Here is a 15,786-nt window from a genome sequence, read left to right as displayed (position 1 = left end):
AGTTGAATTCGCTGTCGTAATCGCCCCCCACCAGCCACACCTGCTGTTCCTTCGCCCAGTTGAGCAGCTCCAGGCGACGCGCCACCGGCATGGTGACGCCGGTGGGCGATTGGTGTGCTGGCGTGATGTGTGCCGCCCGCGCATCTGCATGCCGGCGCGCATCGGCCACGGAAAACCCAGACGCATCAATGGCCACCGGCACGATGCTTTGCGCATAGGGGGCAAAGATGTCCGATGCGAGTGCATAGCCGGGGTCCTCCAGCAGCACTGTGTCAGTGGGCTTCAAGAGCGCGCGTGCTGCCAGATGCAACGCCTGTCGGATACCGGTCACGATCACGATCTGCGCCGGATCGCATGCAATGCCCCGCGCCGCGCCCAGGTAGCGGGCAACCTGGCTGCGCAGTGACAGCGAACCGAACAGCTCGCCACCCATAAGCTCATGCATGGGCAGGCTGCGCGCGGCGGCCTGCAGGTGCCTGCGCCAGGTGGCAAGTGGAAAAAGCGTCGGGTCGGCGATGCGCGCAACAAAGGCCGCATCCAGCCGACTGGGCCGCAGCGTTGCCGATGCCGAGTCATCGAACGATTCCGCATGCGGTTCAGGAGACTTACGCGCAGGTGCCTGCGAAGCCGCGCGCAAAAACTGGTCGGGCAGCGCGGCGCTGACATAGGTGCCCGAGCCGACCACGCCACTGACATAGCCTTCTGCACGCAGTTGGTCAAAAGCGACCTCCACCGTCGACCTCGACACTTCCAGCTGCCTGGACAAAGCCCGGGAAGACGGCACCCGCATGCCCGCCTGCAAGGAGCCACGCAGGATCGCCTCACGCAGCAAACGGTAGACCCAGGTTTGGCGTGTCTCAGCCTCCAGCAACGGAAGTACCGGGAGGTCAAACGTGGCGGTGGCAGCCACTTTGGCTGAAAGTGGCTTGGTCAAATTCTTGGAAATGGCTATTTTCACAAGGCCATAGTGTACGTATCTTCCAGGCGATGAAGCATCCAATACTTACCGCCCCACTCTCAACCGACATCTGCACGCTGCTCCCCCAAGGAGCGCATCTTGCAACCGGCGCTGAATCCAGCGTTGTAGATGCAGCGCTTGCGGCTGCTGTGTCCGTGCCATTCTCTTGCCAGCGCGGCGCCTGCGGGTCCTGCGCTGCCATCGTGGTCTCGGGTGACTATGCACCGACGGCCCATGCAGCGCCGAACGCTTGTGACCCCGGTCCGGGGCGCGTGCTGATGTGCCAAGTACGTGCGCTTGGTGCGCTGGTCCTGGAGGTTCCCGACTGGACGCCGCAGACTTTGCCGCAGCAATACCGCATGCAGGTGCTGCTGCGGGAGTCGCTGTCCAGCGATGTGGTGCGCATCGTGCTCGATCCCGGCGGCGCATTGGCTATGCAGCCAGGCCAGCACCTGCGCGTGGGTCTGGAGGGCGATGACCATCGCTGCTTCTCGATCGCGAACCGCCGCAGCCACGAGCACGACCCCATCGGGCTGCAGATTCGCCAAGTGGCCAACGGCCGCTTTTCCGATGGGGCACTGCGCAGGCTGAACGCCGGTGACAGCCTGCAGGTGATGGCACCCTTTGGCGCGGCCGACACCATCGAGGCAGGGGCGCCGCTGGTGCTGCTTGCGACGGGAACCGGCTATGCCGGCGTGCGTGCGCTGATCGAGACGGCACTGGCAGACCCCAGCGTTCCTTCCGTGACCCTGTACTGGGGCGGTCGCCATGCCGCAGACCACTATGCCAGCCAGGAGCTGGATGCCTGGGCGGCAGCCGACGCCCGTCTGCGATGGACCGCCGTCGCTCCCGAGGCGACAAAAGGACATGCTGGCAGCGATGCCGCGCTACAGCGCCATGTCCAAAACTATGCCTTGGACGGAGGCCACGACTGGCGCCGGACCCGCGTTCATGCCTGCGGCAACCCGCATATGCTACGCGACGCCCGCCAGGCACTGCTCGACGCCGGCCTGCCAGCCACCCATTGGAAGGCCGATGCTTTTGTGCCCAGCGGCCGCGACGACGCGCCGAACGACTGGGAACGCACCAGCCCCCGCTTCGAGCGCTCCGGCATTCTGGCGACGCGTGAGCGCTCGATCGCGGCGGTTCAGTACATCAGCGAACGGCTGAGCCCTGGCATGAGTTCGGCAGAAGCGCGGGCACAGGCCGACACCTGGTTGCGCGAGCTGGGTGCCGAACGGAACTGGCACCCGACCATCATCCGTTTTGGGGACGATACGACCTGCACCTCGCGGGACCTGGGCGATCCCGAACGGCGGCTGAAAGATAACGACATTGTCTTTATCGATATCGGCCCGGTATGGGACGGCTACGAGGGTGACTATGGCGACACCTTTGTTCTCGGCGACGACCTCGTCCACCAGCGCTGCGCACGCGCTGCCCGTGCGGTCTTCGATGAAACGCGCGAGGCCTGGTTGGGCGGCGCCGATGGCATCGCCCTCTATGCCTTCGCCGAAACTGCCGCCCTGCGCCATGGCTGCACCTTGGTGCACGACATGGCCGGCCACCGCATCGCTGACTTTCCGCATGCGCTCTACGGCCGCCACAAACTGGCGCAAGCCGGATTCGCACCTGGAGACGGTCTGTGGGTCCTGGAGATCCAGCTGCGTGACCGTGAGCGTCCGGTTGGGGCTTTCTTTGAGGACGTTTTGCTGCGGGGGTAGCTAGTAGCAGGAGACGGCCGATGCCCTCTCTTCACCCGAATCAACAAAAAAATCGCGCAAATGGGCTGCCCAAGAGGCAGTAGATTTTTTGGACGCGATGTTGGTTGGCCACGGTTGCGTGGGGTTATGTGCAACCGCAGCAGAGCTTGTCATTCAGCTTGCTATTGGCAAATCCAACATCGGTAAGAACTGGAGCTATTCATAAAGGCGATACGGCGCACCGCCAGACCCAATATTTCTATCAAAAATAAAAATCCATTAGATCAGCAATCCATCCCAACGATTTAGAAATTACGTCGAATTGTAAAGATCCTAAAAATACTGAATCCACCTGTCGATCCGCTGCGTACACCGCAAGTAGCAAGAGCCGACGTCATCAGTCTCCACTGACAAGGCTTCTGTGCTGAGCTGCTTCTTGCTGCACCGTGTGCCCTCCTTGTGAAGGCGCATTCCTGTGTAGGTAGGCGCGTTAAGCGCAACTCGAAAGGAAATCACATGTCTGACGAATCAGTGTTGATAGGTGTATTGCAACAGCGGGCCAAGAAATTGGAAGACCGGCGTCAATTCTTCAGAAAGACGGGAGGCGTGGCAGCAGGTATGGCGGGCGGGGCCATTTTGACGGCTTGCGGGGGTGGCGGCAGTGATGCCAATGCCCAGAACAATGGCCCGACGGATGTCGAGATCCTGAACTTTGCGCTGAACCTGGAATATCTGGAATCGCAGTTCTACCACTACGCCGTGTTTGGCACGGGGCTGCCTGCCAATATGCAGTCGGGCACGGGCACGCAGGGCGGCATCACCGGCGGGCGGGCGGTGGCTTTCAAGGATCCGCTGGTAGCGCAGTACGCCAAGGAGATTGCCCAGGACGAGGTGGCCCACGTGGCCTTTTTGCGCAAGGCGCTGGGCTCGGCAGCCGTGGCGCAGCCGCAGATCGACATCGGCGGCACCGACCCCAACGGCGCCTTCTCGGTCGCAGCGCGCGCAGCCGGTCTGGTGGGTGCGGGCGTGGCTTTCGATCCCTATGCCAGTGATGAGAACTTTCTGCTGGGCGCCTTTATCTTCGAGGACGTGGGTGTGACAGCCTACAAGGGTGCCTCACCGCTGATCACCAACAAGACCTATCTGGAAGCTGCTGCAGGCATTCTGTCCGCCGAGGCTTACCATGCAGGTCTGGTGCGCACGGTGCTCTACGCCAAGGGTCTCGCCACCCCCGCGCTGCGCTCGGCAGCCGGTGCGATCTCGGATGCGCGCGATAGCCTCGATGGCTCCTCCGATGTGGACCAGGGCATTGTGGGGGATGACAGCACCTCCAACATCGTGCCCCTGGATGCCGACGGCATTGCCTACAGCCGCTCGCCAGGTGATGTGCTGAACATCGTCTACCTGACCAAGGACTCTGCCACCAAGGGCGGCTTCTTCCCAGCCGGTGTGAATGGTGCGTTGGTGATGAGCTCGGCCTTCGCCTAAGTCGTAGCAACATCCTGCCCCGCTCTGGGGCAGGATTTCTACAAGACGGGCCCGAGACAGCTGTTTTTCTGCGAAGGAGTTGCGATGACGTCCTTTTTGCCCCCATCCCCGCAAGCATGCGACCGCAGCAAGACGCGGCGGCTGAAGCCCGCCGCTTTGGCGCGTCGTTGTGTAGGGAGCTTGATTGTCTTGGCAGGTCTGGCCATCGTCACCACGGATTTACTGGCACTTTTAAACGGCGGCGACATCACTGCGGGGCCAGCGGCAACACCCCCCTCCGCTGCGCTGCACCAGGCAACAACCGCAAGATAAAGCGCGTTTATGCCGCCGCCTGCCTTCAGCACACAAAGCCCCCTGATCAACCCAGCGTGTGGCTCACCGTCCAAATGTCCGGACGCCATGGAACCAGACAACGAGAGACTTGCCGTCCCCAGCCTGCCACAGGTTCACCGCAGCATTGCGGTACCGCTAGGCAGCAGCCGATCGGCCAACGCAAGACGCATGCTGGCATTCGCCGGGCCAGGTTATCTCGTGGCAGTGGGCTACATGGACCCGGGCAACTGGGCCACCTCGATTGCGGGCGGCTCGCAGTTTGGCTATTCCTTGCTAGCGGTGATCTTCGTATCCAACCTGATGGCGATGCTGTTCCAAGCGGCTGCTGTGCGCCTGGGCCTGGCCAGCGGCCGCGATCTGGCCCAGGCCTGCCGCGAACAGTTTCCGCCGCGCATCAACCTGATGCTCTGGTTCTTTTGCGAGATTGCCATCGTGGCCTGCAACCTGGCCGAGGTGCTGGGCATGGCCATCGGCCTGAACCTGCTGTTTGGCCTGCCACTGATCGTTGGCGTCTGCATCACCGTGGTCGATGTGATGCTGATTCTTGCGCTGCAAAGCCGGGGGTTTCGCGCGCTGGAGGCGGTCGTCATCGGGTTGGTGGCCTTGATCGGCATTTGCTTCGGCGCCCAACTGATGTGGCTGCATCCCCCGCTGGCCACCGTGCTAGCCGGGTTCATTCCGCGCTCCGAGATTGTGACCAACCCGGAGATGCTCTACCTGGCCGTCGGCATCGTCGGCGCGACCGTGATGCCGCACAACCTGTACCTGCATTCGGCCATCGTGCAGACGCGTGAACACTGCAAGACTCCGGAGGGCACGCGCCAGGCGATCCGATTCGCCACGATCGACTCGACCGTCGCATTGGGCCTGGCGCTCTTTGTCAACGCCGCCATCCTGGTCGTGGCAGCTGGTGCTTTTAATCGCCCGGGCACACCTCCCGTGACCGAGCTGTCAGACGCCTACCATTTGCTGTCACCTGTATTGGGCGTTGGCATTGCCAGCGCCGTGTTTGGCACCGCCCTGCTCGCCTCTGGCCTCAGCTCTTCGGTAACGGGCACGTTGGCGGGCCAGATTGTGATGGAAGGCTTTTTGCAGATTCGCCTGTCGCCCACGATGCGGGCGCTGCTGACCCGGCTCATCGCCATCGTGCCCGCCGTCATCGCCACCGCCTGGTATGGCAGCGAAGGCGCCAGCGCCCTGCTGGTGTTCAGCCAGGTGGTCCTCAGCATGCAGCTGCCCTTTGCCATCGTGCCGCTGCTGATGTTCACCACCCGCCGCAATGCATTGGGCGCGCTGACTTTTGGCAGACCGATGGCCATCCTGTTGTGGAGCTGCGCCGTTGTTGTGGTGTCGCTCAACCTGTGGATGCTGCAACGGCTTTTATGGGCATAAGGCCGGAATGGCAGGCAAGGGCCGACTGCAATACTTTCTGCCTCGGTATCAACATGTTGACAATACGTGTTCATCCCCTCAGGCGAGGGTATTGCAGCGGATCCCTAGCGCCGTAGCAGGCGGGCAGCGCGCCCTCGGGAACCGAGGAACAAGCAACCCAGCATCAGCAGCGATGCCAGCAAGGTGCTGGCGAAGCTCCAAGCAGGCACTGCCGCTGCTGCTGCCGTCGTCGAACCCGGAACGCTGATGGGTGGGCTGCTAGGCCCGGTGCCCACGTTGGTCTGTGCTGCAACCGTGCAGGTGTAGCTTGTGCCTGCCACCAAACCAGATACAGCGATGGGCGACTGCGTTCCGGTGGCGGTGACGGTGTCACCCCCGCCTACGGGCACGCAACTGGCTTGGTAGCCCGTCACGGTCTCCGTTGGCGTGGATGCCACGGGTGGGAAAGTCAAGGTGACGGTATTGCCTTGCCGGACCGCGCCAACGCTGGTCGGCGGCGTGACATCGGACGAGATGACGCTGATTGCATCGACCCCAAAGAACAGGCTCTGGCGATTGTCCACCTCGGCAAGCCGCAGACGAATGGTGCGTCCTGCATAGGGCGTCACATCCAGCTGAACGCTTTGATACCCGCTAGCGGCAGCGCCACCCGGCCATTGGAAGACATTGGCAAGAACACCAGCGCCCACATCGTTCCAAGCGGCAGCCGGATCCATGATGTCGATACGTGCTTGCTGGTTGGGTACCGTCAGAAAATCCAAGGTGGCGGGTGCTGCAGAAGGAGGCGCTGCGCTTTGCAGGTAGACCTGTGCGCTCAACGTCGCACTTTTACCTGCGGGAATGGCGATGTCCTGGTACAGCGCGTGCGAGCCAGGGCCAGGCTGATCGGACATTGCCGCAAACGTGCCTTGAGGCGGCGCGGCGACAGTGACGGGCGTCAGTGCACTTTGGGTGCCCTGCTGCGCATAAAAGCCCCCCTGCGATCCCGGTTGGGACATGGCTTGCCAGCCCGTAAATACGAGTGAACCCGCGCCTGCATTTTGCTCAAAGCCACCGTTGACCACGAGTTCCGCAGCGCGGGCCAGCGGGGTCAGGGTGCAGGCCAGCATCAGCAGCGCAATGCTGCTGCCAAGCCGGTAGTGTGGATGGCGTGTCATCGCTGATCCTATGCTGCTCAGCGCTCGTAAAGGGTCGCAGTGGGCGTGCTGGGGCTGACATTGCCTTCCAGGCGGTTGTTGTTATAGGTGGTCACGTTGCCTGCGCTGATGTTGAACGCGGTGGCATTGCCAAACAGCGATGAGTCAGAGAGGTAGAGCTTGCTATTGGCATCGCCCATCGAAATGGCCGCTGTGCGGTTGTTCACGATGTCGGCGCGTTGGACCAGCAACTGGGAGTTAGCGCCGCTCGCTACTTCGATGGCACTCTGGAAGCCTTGAATCTTGGCATGGTCGACCAGAACTTTGGATGCGTGGAGCACTCGAATCCCTGACAAGCCCGTTTCGAGTCCATCAATATTCAAGTGACGCAGAACCACCGTAGCTTCAGGATAGGTACCCGAATCGATATCGATGATCATCGCATGGGTGCCGCTGACAAGGACACCAGCTGTGCCTGCTGCCGCACCATCAATCAAGATAGGTTTGGTGATAGTGACCGCTCCAAAGCCAGCGGGATCAAGGACGTTGATCTCACCCCGTGGGGCAGTTTTAGAAATGGCTCCAGCAAACGTCTTGCAGGGTGCCGTTCTGCTGCAGGGGTTTGCGTCGTCACCCACGCCAGACACCCAGGTCCGCGTTGCCTGTGCAAAAGCCGAAGGCGCCGCTATAGCGCCTGCGAGTGCCACCAGCGATGCGGCCAATAGCGGAGTCCCGCGAAGATGGATCCGGCTCAGATGGATACGCATGGTTGCCTCGTTTGCAAGTGTTGATAGGTTAACGGAATGTAAAACAGAGTCCATCTGTGCAGGCAAGTATTTACCCTTACCCCAAACCGTCAAAGTGGCTGTTCACACCGCAGCCTCACCGATCTCGCTTTTGAAACACTTAGCTCTTCTTCAACGCTCATGCGTGGAGACAATCCGCCGGTATGCATGCCCAGGAGACGAAGCTCTGCGATGGTCGCTCAGTGTGAACACACATTGCAGGTAGGTGCTGGCATCCGCCCATTTGGCACCGTCCGCATGTAGCTCAAACAGATTTCGCGTTACCTCAACAGCTTCGGGCCATCGCTGCTGAGCGACAGCCGCCATAGCCTCTCGACTGTCGTCATGGTCGTGCAGGGCTCCGTCTTGAGAACCATAGGCATGAAACTCCACGATCCGAGCAGGTGTCGTGAAAGCGGTGCCCTCGCATTGCTCAGCAGTCTGGTGAGGCTCTCGCTCAGCATGGGCTGCGGCAAAGGAGTCTTGAACGGTATGCAAGACCGAGCCAAACGCAATTTCACGGATTTGGGTAAACAGGCCGCTGCCGGCATCCTGGCGTCCCAACAAATACAGATCGGCAACGGTCCATTCGGTGCAACCAAAATGCTGTTTGATCGTAGGATTGTCGATAGTCTTCAGCTGAGTCTGGGGCCGGATCTCCTTGGACGATACCTTCCAGGCAAACTCAAGCCACTCCAAAATCTGAACCCTGGTCGAGACAGGATGAATATCGGCCGCATTGGCCATCCCGTGCAGGAACTGGAGATCACCGAAATGCGACCGGGTCATCAGGTTGCCTTGAATGCTGTTAGCCGTTCTATTGCAGCCCACAATCGATGTGGACTGGGCCTTGCGCTCGGCATCCTTGAACAGGCAATACCAGCACGCAGGCTGGGTAGAAAAACGAATGGTCTGGTTGCGGCAGACATTTTTGCGACCTAGGTAATCGCAGTTGCCTTGTCCTTCCTCAAGCCGAAAAGGAGGCAGGTCGTTCCAGCGCACTCCGTAGATGACATAGGGGGACGCAAACCCGACATCGCGACCACTGCAATAGGTGTCAGAGGCAAGATTGGCTCGTTCAACAGAGCACCACTTGCCGAGATGGGTGATTTCTTCGTGAACCGGAGCCTTGACCAAAACGCCTAACCTGCCTGCGATATCGGCCAGCGTCGAGTTGGATTCATTGGTTAGGCGCTCTTCGTGTCGGGTGCCAAGAGGTCCAATCTGAAAAGCAGCGCTCCACCCCCAAGACAAGGCCAGAGTTCCGAGCGCTATCCACTGCAACAATACCTTTGCAAAATTCATGCTGTCCCCCTCGGTGAGGATTATGGAGAGCGCACCGAAGGAAACAAGGGAGGAATTACCGAGATACTCAACCAGCACTTAGCTGCCGCATCCCAAACGGTCATTGAACCCCTCGATACACGGCATCCCGCAGCTCCGTCACAAACCGCCCCGACATGCCCTCGTACAAGGTATTCGTCAGCGCCACCACCGTCAGCCCTCGGGGCCGGTCCACCCACCAGGCATGGCCATAAGCGCCGCCCCAGCGCCAGGTGCCTGGCGATTCAGGCGACTGCGCCAGCGCAGGATCGCGCAGCACCGAGAAACCCAAGCCAAACCCCAAGCCCGGGCCAGCCGCCAGATCTTGGCCCTGGGTTTGGTCGCGAGCCATCTCGGCGATCAGCTGCTCGGGCAGCCAGCCATCTTGGCCAGTGCGCAATGCTTCCAGCAGGCGCAGCACATCATCCGCTGTGCCGACCATGCCGGCGCCGCCGGAGGGAAAGGCGCCTGCATCCAAAGCGCGGGATGGGCTGTAGCGGATGCCCACCGTACCGTCAAAGGGGGCCACTACCTCGCCCTCCTGCAGGCGATGGGGCACCAGGCCGCCATTGACATAGGGCGTTGCCAGGCGCTCGGCATCGCGGCAGACAAAGCCGGCATCGGCCATGCCCAAGGGCTGCGTGACCAGCGCTTCCACAGCCAGCGGCAAGCGGGTATTGCACACCGCTTCGACCAGGGCGCCCAGCACATCCACCGCCAAGGAGTAGCCCCAACCGGTGCCGGGCTCGTAGAGCAGCGGCACGCTGGCGATGCGGCGCAGGTTCTCCTGCAGATCGATGCCGCTGGCATCCATGCCATCGGACACGCTGGCTTGGGCATACGGCCCTTGGTCGTCTGCCTCAAAAAAACGGTAGCCCAGGCCGGCGGTGTGGCTCAGCAACTGGCGCAGGCTGATGCGCGCCTCGCGCCCACCGGGCAAGCGGGGACGGAAGGCCGGCAGCCAGGTGGTGATGGGCTCGTCCAAGCCCAGGCGCCCATCGGCTACCAGCCGCACCACAGCGGCACTGACGACCGGCTTGCTGACGGAGGCCCAGCGAAACACGGTGTTCTCGGCCATCGCAGTGCGCGCCTCCCGGTCTGCCCAGCCTATTGCGATGCGGCACAGCGCCTGGCCATGCTGGTAGACCAGCACCACGGCGCCCACCAGGCGCTGCTCGGCCAGAGCCCTATGCAACACCTCGGCAACCGGCGCCCACGGCCCAGTCAAGCCAATAACTCCCTGCTGCACACCACTGCCGGGTGCGCCAGAAACTGACAAATCCATAGCATCGTTACCTTGGTTGGAACACAGCCATTAGCTTAGGCAGCCTGCGATCCCAGAAAAACCAGGATAGAGTTCCATACTTTCAGGACATTGATGTCCGCAATGACACCAGGCCAAACGGGCCGAGAAACGCAGGTGAGAACCCATGGATAGCCTCAACGCATTTACGGTGTTTGTGCAGGTGGCAGAGACGCGCAGCTTTACGGCAGCGGGCCGGTTGCTGGGTATTTCTGCCTCGGCCGTGGGCAAGAGCGTGGCGCGGCTGGAAGACAAGCTGGGCGTGCGCCTGTTCCACCGCAGCACGCGCAGTATTACGCCAACGGCCGAAGGCCTGCTGCTGCTCGAGCGCAGCAGGCGCATCCTGGCGGAGATCGAGGCGGCGCAAACGGAGCTGTCGCAGGCGTCGTCGGCGCCCCGGGGGCGGCTGCGCGTGAGCCTGCCCTTGGTCAGCACCTTGGTGCTGCCGGTGTTGGCCGATTTCATGCGCGACTACCCCGATATCCAGCTCGACCTGGATTTTTCTGACCGCTTGGTGGATGTGGTGGAAGAAGGCTTTGATGCCGTGGTGCGCACGGGCGAGCCTGCCGATTCGCGCCTGGTGGCCCGCAAGCTTGGCCATTTCAAGATGCTGCTGGTGGCGTCGCCAGGCTACCTGGCCGCCCACGGCACCCCCCAGAAGGTGCAAGACCTGGCCTCTCACCGCTGCATGCATTTCCGCTGGCCCTACAGCGGCAAGCTGGAGGCCTGGCCGCTTCCCGCAGCGGACGATGGCGAGCCCGTCAACCTGCCAGTATCCATGGTCTGCAACAACATTGAAACCCGAGCTTGCTTTGCGTTGCAGGGGCGCGGCATCGCCTGCCTGCCGGACTTTGCCATCGGCGACGCGCTGGCCGATGGCAGGCTGGTGCAGGTCATGCCCGGGCTGGCCGAGCGCACAGGGGTGTTCCACATTCTGTGGCCTGCAGGCCGGCATGCATCACCCAAGGTCAGGGCGCTGGTGGACTATCTTTGCGCGCGGATGTTTGCGGCTGCGGATACGAAAACGCTGCCCGGCGGGGCAGGCCAACGGCACGCTTGATCCCTGATGCACTGCGCGACCTTGCCCCGATCGCCCTCGCCTGCCCATGCCGATGCGCATGCGTTGCGCTGTGCTTATGCGGATACGGAGACAGACGCGTCCTGGCTCTGCAAATAGTCCAGCATCGCACGCAATTTGGGCGGTATGTGCGGCCCCGGGGCATGCAGGGCGTAGGCCATGCGCGGGGCGTAGCTGCCGGCCAACTGCCAGTGGGGCAGCACCTGGACCAGGCGGCCATCCGCCAGATGGCTACGCGCGACAAAATCGGCCATCAGCGCGATGCCAGAGGCAGCGCCGTGCTGCAAGGCATTGAGCAAGCCCTGGCTGCTGGCAATGGTGATGGGGGTGTTCAGCCGCAGCTTGGTGGCAACCGTATTGGGCGCATCGGCTGGCACCAGCTCCACCAGGTTTTGGAAGGGGCCGTAGCCCAGGCTCATGCAGGGGTGGGCGAGCAGATCCTGTGGTTGGGCGATCGCCTGCCGGGATTGCAAATAAGCGGGATGCGCCACCAGGACATAGCCCACGCGCTGCAGCGGCCGGGCCACCATGGCGGGCGGTAGCGCATCGGCCGCAGTGATGCGGATCGCCAGATCCAGCCCTTCGGCGGTCAGGTCGGCCATGGTGTCGCTCATGCTCAGTTGCACCTGCACGTCGGGAAAGCGCGCGCAAAAGCCGGGCAGCAGCGGCGCCAGCCACCAATCGCCAAACACCAAGGGAGCGTTGATGCGCAAGATGCCCTGCGGCTGCTGGCGGTGGGCCGTCGCACGCGATACCGCCTGCTCGGCGCTGTGCAGCATCAGCAGGCAATCGGCATGCACGGCCGCCCCCACCTCGGTCAGCGACAGAGACCGCGTCGTGCGGTGCAGCAGCTTGACGCCCAGTGCCGACTCGAGCCGGCCGACGCTGCGGCTGACAGCGCCGGTGGTGAGGCGCAACTGCCGCGCCGCACCCGCAAAGCTGTGCTGGGCGACAACCTGGACAAAGACCTGCATATCGGCGAGCGGGAGGGTATCGGGGCTCATGGCATCTCAGTGTTGATTTACAGACAATAATAAATTGAATCAAAGCCGTATTGTTTAATGATTGCGCATGCATGACCATCGGAGCCATTGACTCCAGCGAGATACCGCAATGCACCCCCCCAGCGCAGCAGCCATGCCCCAAGCGGCAGCCAACCCCACCCACAGCCGCAGCAGCGGCGGCACCTGGCGCATGGTCGCCGCCATGGTCTTGTCGGGGACGATTGGCCTGGCCGTCATCGAGAGCGGTTTGCCGGTGGAGCGCGTGGTGCTGCTGCGCTGCTTGCTCGGAGCACTGGGCCTGGGGCTGTGGCTATGGTGGCAGCGGGCCTGGGTGCGGCCGGACCGGCGGGCCTGGGCGGCGATGCTGATCGGCGGCCTGGCTTTGGTGGCCAACTGGGTGATGCTGTTCCACGCCTATGCCTATGTGGGGATTGCGATTGCCACGGTGGTCTACCATGTCCAGCCCTTCATGCTGGTGCTGGCCGCCGCCTTAGGGGGCGAGGCCATGGGCGGGCGCAAGCTGCTGTGGATGCTGCTGGCACTGGCGGGCGTGGTGCTGAGCAGTGGGCTGGGCAGCGAGGCCGCTGCCACCATCGCCGCGCAGGCGAGCGCGCCGGTCTGGGGCATTGTGCTGGCGCTGCTGGCCGCCGCCCTCTACACCGTGACGGTGGTCAGCACGCGGCGCGTCCAGGGCATTGCACCGGCGCAAATTGCCATGGTGCAGATGCTGGTGGGAGGCGCTGCACTGGCCCTGTGGTCGGCGCCGATGTTGGTGCAGGTCGCGGGGCTCGGCGCCCAGCTGCCATCGGCCAAGACGCTTGTCTGCGTGCTGGTCTTGGGCCTGCTGCACACCGCGCTGATGTACGGGCTGATGTATGGCGCCTTTCTGCGCCTGGGCCCGGCCGGCATTGCGATGCTGAGCTTTATCTACCCGGCAGTGGCCCTGGCCGTGGATCTGCTCTGGTTTGGCGCCCACCCCAGCACGTTCCAATGGTGGGGCATGGGCTTGATTGTGGCGGCGGTACTGGGCTTTCGCTGGCAGGATCTGCGGGGCAGAGAACGATCCATATAGATGCTTGCTTGGGACTGAATCCAGACTCGTCCGATCCGCCGCACTGTCTTCGCCGGCAAGAGGTCAGGCTCGCTCTCAAACGACGCCTTTGGCCCCATCCCCATCCGCTGCCAGCTTACGGAGCAAGAGTTTTGCAGAGACTGGTGGGTACCGCCGGGTCCATATAGTTGGCTGTTCACTCCACCAGCCCCATCGGCAGCCAAGTCTTTTCATTCATGGCTTTTGAGGGTAATCAAGGTCTTTTTGACCTGCCCCCGGTAGGACAGCTCGTCGCCGTCATAGGCTGGCCGCTCCTTCCAGGTCTGGCGGGCTGGCGGTGCGTCTTCCGAGTAGGAGATGCGTTCAGTCTCCAGCCGTGATTTCTGGATATCCGACATCTTGGAGGGCTTGGCCTTTAGGTTGAGTTTCATGACCCGTTGATCCTGTTCAGTGCGGGGGTAGAGAGTCCGTATCGCGGGTATCTCATCGCCCCCGTCTTCATTCCGTAATGAAATAGATTTCGTGCAAGCGCTCTGCCACACGCCGCTCGGCCTGCAGGCGATAGCCTTTGGCTTTCCAGATATCGACCCCTACTGTGGTCTGATTTTTGGCAACCCGCCGCGTGTTTCTGGCACCCAGTCGGCCCAGATAGATGTCGTAAAACTTCTCCATCCCTACTCCTATAAAAAGGCAAGTGCCGATGCTGGCAGGCGGGCTGAGAATGGGAACATGCAGACCTCCGGCCTCGTGGGGCACACCAGGAAGGATTGCCTCGCCCCACGGTACTCCTTTTAATGACCTTAAACCGCACAACCCCAAAATCTCTTGCGGGCGCGGGCAATCCAACCGTCCGATTCCGTCCTGGCCTGGACGGAGGAGATTGCTTTTCGGCTTGTCGCACTTGGTTTTCTCGCCGCTCCATGCCCGGCAGAAACGGCTGATTGGAAAGCGCTAATCACCGCCGGAAATGCCGAGTTTGGCGGTGCATCCAACCGTGCTGAAAGCAAGAAATGCTGCTATGAGATCTCACCAAACGTCCATGGACTCGCATCTGCGCCCAGCTCCCGCGTAACCAGGCATTCCCTGCCTCCAGCCGTGGCCTGAACGCGGGCTTGCGCAATCCGCTCGCCCTCCTTGGGTGGAATAAAGCGGCACCCGCGGCCACGCCACAGCCCCGGGCTTTGCCGCCATCGCGGGATTATTGAAAATTATTGACCCGCATCAAATGCCACATCAACCGCATCTACCGCGATGCAGGCATTCATCATAAAAATCTCTTATTCTCTGAGAACCGCTTCACCCCTATGGATATTCACTTAATTAAATTCCAGATAGCCATTTGATTGGAATTATCTAAACTAAGATATTCGTTACCGCAGTAATGCAAGAAATATGCATTTTTCTGCTGCGATTCTTTTGCTTTGCGATATAAGTGGCGTGTCCGCATTTATTTTTGAGGAAATTTATGAGCTTGCTATCCAGAAATATGGCCTACGCCGCGTGTGTAATGGTGGGAGGGCTTGCAGCAGCCCCCGCTTGGGCGGCTGATTGCGTCAGCGGTATCAATACCGCCAATTGCAGCGTACCGGCAGGCTCGAGCTCGGTCGTGATCGAAGTCTGGGGCGCTGGGGGTGGATCGGGAGGCGGTGATGTTGGCATCGATGGCGGTGGTGGGGGTGGCGGTGGCGCCTATTGCAAGGGCAGCTTCAGCTTGGCCGCTGGCGCGGAGCTGACCATCAGCACGGGCACGGGTGGCACTAGCAGCGGCCTCGATGGCACAGCAGGTACAGCATCGACCGTCAGCTGGACGGGCGGCTCCATCAGCGCCGCCGGGGGCGAAGGCGCGACAGGATCGACCGGAGGCGCGGGCGGAGCGGCTTGCAGCGGCGCTGGATTGACCGGTTTCTCTGGCGGCGCAGGCGCGGCTGGCGCCCCTACACCCTCCGTGGAAGGCGGCGGAGGCGGCGGCTCTGCGGGCTCCGCCGCAGATGGCCAGCCTGGTGTGGGCTATGTTGGCGGCATCGCCGTGGCCGATGGTGGCAGGGGCGGCAATGAAGAAGCCCCTGGCAGCGCGCCCGGCGGCGGCGGCGGCGGCAGCCGCGTGGGCATCGGCTTTGATGGTGGCGCCGGTCAAGTCAAGCTGAGCTTTGTCGCAGCTCCCGTGGCCAGCCCTACTGCCGTACCCACCCTTGGCCAGTGGAGTGTTCTTGCACTGAGCGGGACACTGGCCGT

Annotated in this window: 13 protein-coding genes and 1 pseudogene; 6 read left to right on the top strand and 8 right to left on the bottom strand. The window is 62.2% G+C overall.

What is annotated here, in order from left to right:
* On the bottom strand, positions 1–1,000 hold a 1,000-nt coding region (locus H928_RS33255), incomplete at its 3' end, for a PLP-dependent aminotransferase family protein (RefSeq protein ID WP_239644942.1).
* Here H928_RS33255 and H928_RS0111805 point away from each other — a divergent pair.
* The 3 genes from H928_RS0111805 to H928_RS0111790 all read left to right on the top strand — a co-directional run bounded on the left by H928_RS0111805 (position 988) and on the right by H928_RS0111790 (position 5,874).
* Positions 988–2,682: an NAD(P)H dependent flavin oxidoreductase family protein gene (locus H928_RS0111805; protein ID WP_021026697.1), complete on the top strand. Its 1,695-nt coding sequence runs from the start codon at positions 988–990 to the stop codon at positions 2,680–2,682. The genes H928_RS33255 and H928_RS0111805 overlap by 13 nt on opposite strands.
* A 495-nt stretch (positions 2,683–3,177) precedes the next feature.
* Entirely contained in the window at positions 3,178–4,149 is a 972-nt protein-coding gene (locus H928_RS0111795) for a ferritin-like domain-containing protein (protein WP_021026695.1), read from the top strand.
* Between the two features lie 399 nt (positions 4,150–4,548).
* On the top strand, positions 4,549–5,874 hold the full coding sequence (locus H928_RS0111790; RefSeq protein WP_043339782.1) for an Nramp family divalent metal transporter: 1,326 nt from the start codon (positions 4,549–4,551) through the stop codon (positions 5,872–5,874).
* Between the two features lie 104 nt (positions 5,875–5,978).
* Here H928_RS0111790 and H928_RS0111785 read toward each other — a convergent pair whose 3' ends face one another.
* From H928_RS0111785 to H928_RS0111770, 4 genes are all read right to left on the bottom strand, one after another.
* Positions 5,979–7,031 carry a fibronectin type III domain-containing protein gene (locus H928_RS0111785; protein WP_021026693.1) on the bottom strand — a complete coding sequence of 351 codons (1,053 nt, stop codon included), beginning with the start codon at positions 7,029–7,031 and terminating at the stop codon, positions 5,979–5,981.
* Between the two features lie 17 nt (positions 7,032–7,048).
* Complete coding sequence (locus H928_RS30785; protein WP_084635775.1) at positions 7,049–7,777, bottom strand: right-handed parallel beta-helix repeat-containing protein; 729 nt, start codon at positions 7,775–7,777, stop codon at positions 7,049–7,051.
* A gap of 150 nt (positions 7,778–7,927) precedes the next feature.
* Positions 7,928–9,100: a hypothetical protein gene (locus H928_RS0111775; RefSeq protein WP_148293134.1), complete on the bottom strand. Its 1,173-nt coding sequence runs from the start codon at positions 9,098–9,100 to the stop codon at positions 7,928–7,930.
* 100 nt (positions 9,101–9,200) lie between these two features.
* The gene (locus H928_RS0111770) at positions 9,201–10,403 is read right to left on the bottom strand and encodes a serine hydrolase (RefSeq protein WP_052329938.1); all 1,203 of its coding nucleotides are present in this window, start codon (positions 10,401–10,403) and stop codon (positions 9,201–9,203) included.
* Positions 10,404–10,548: 145 nt separating this feature from the next.
* Here H928_RS0111770 and H928_RS0111765 point away from each other — a divergent pair, with 145 nt between their 5' ends.
* Complete coding sequence (locus H928_RS0111765; protein ID WP_021026689.1) at positions 10,549–11,481, top strand: LysR family transcriptional regulator; 933 nt, start codon at positions 10,549–10,551, stop codon at positions 11,479–11,481.
* Between the two features lie 74 nt (positions 11,482–11,555).
* On the opposite strand, the gene H928_RS27370 is transcribed toward H928_RS0111765, so the two are convergent.
* The gene (locus tag H928_RS27370; RefSeq protein WP_021026688.1) at positions 11,556–12,503 is read right to left on the bottom strand and encodes a LysR family transcriptional regulator; all 948 of its coding nucleotides are present in this window, start codon (positions 12,501–12,503) and stop codon (positions 11,556–11,558) included.
* Between the two features lie 109 nt (positions 12,504–12,612).
* Here H928_RS27370 and H928_RS0111755 point away from each other — a divergent pair, with 109 nt between their 5' ends.
* Positions 12,613–13,575 carry a DMT family transporter gene (locus H928_RS0111755; protein ID WP_021026687.1) on the top strand — a complete coding sequence of 321 codons (963 nt, stop codon included), beginning with the start codon at positions 12,613–12,615 and terminating at the stop codon, positions 13,573–13,575.
* A 209-nt stretch (positions 13,576–13,784) separates the two neighbouring features.
* Here the strand turns inward: H928_RS0111755 and H928_RS0111750 are convergent, their stop codons facing one another.
* Entirely contained in the window at positions 13,785–13,985 is a 201-nt protein-coding gene (locus tag H928_RS0111750) for a hypothetical protein (RefSeq protein ID WP_021026686.1), read from the bottom strand.
* Positions 13,986–14,052: 67 nt separating this feature from the next.
* Entirely contained in the window at positions 14,053–14,226 is a 174-nt protein-coding gene (locus H928_RS32325; RefSeq protein WP_021026685.1) for a hypothetical protein, read from the bottom strand.
* Positions 14,227–15,160: 934 nt separating this feature from the next.
* Here H928_RS32325 and H928_RS32870 point away from each other — a divergent pair.
* Positions 15,161–15,786: pseudogene (locus H928_RS32870) on the top strand (IPTL-CTERM sorting domain-containing protein); the annotation flags it as partial.

It is taken from the genome of Comamonas sp. B-9 (genome assembly GCF_000410635.1).
Taxonomy (GTDB): domain Bacteria; phylum Pseudomonadota; class Gammaproteobacteria; order Burkholderiales; family Burkholderiaceae_C; genus Comamonas.
Note: the sequence above shows the minus strand (reverse complement) of the source record. Positions and strands in the feature narration are given on the sequence as shown.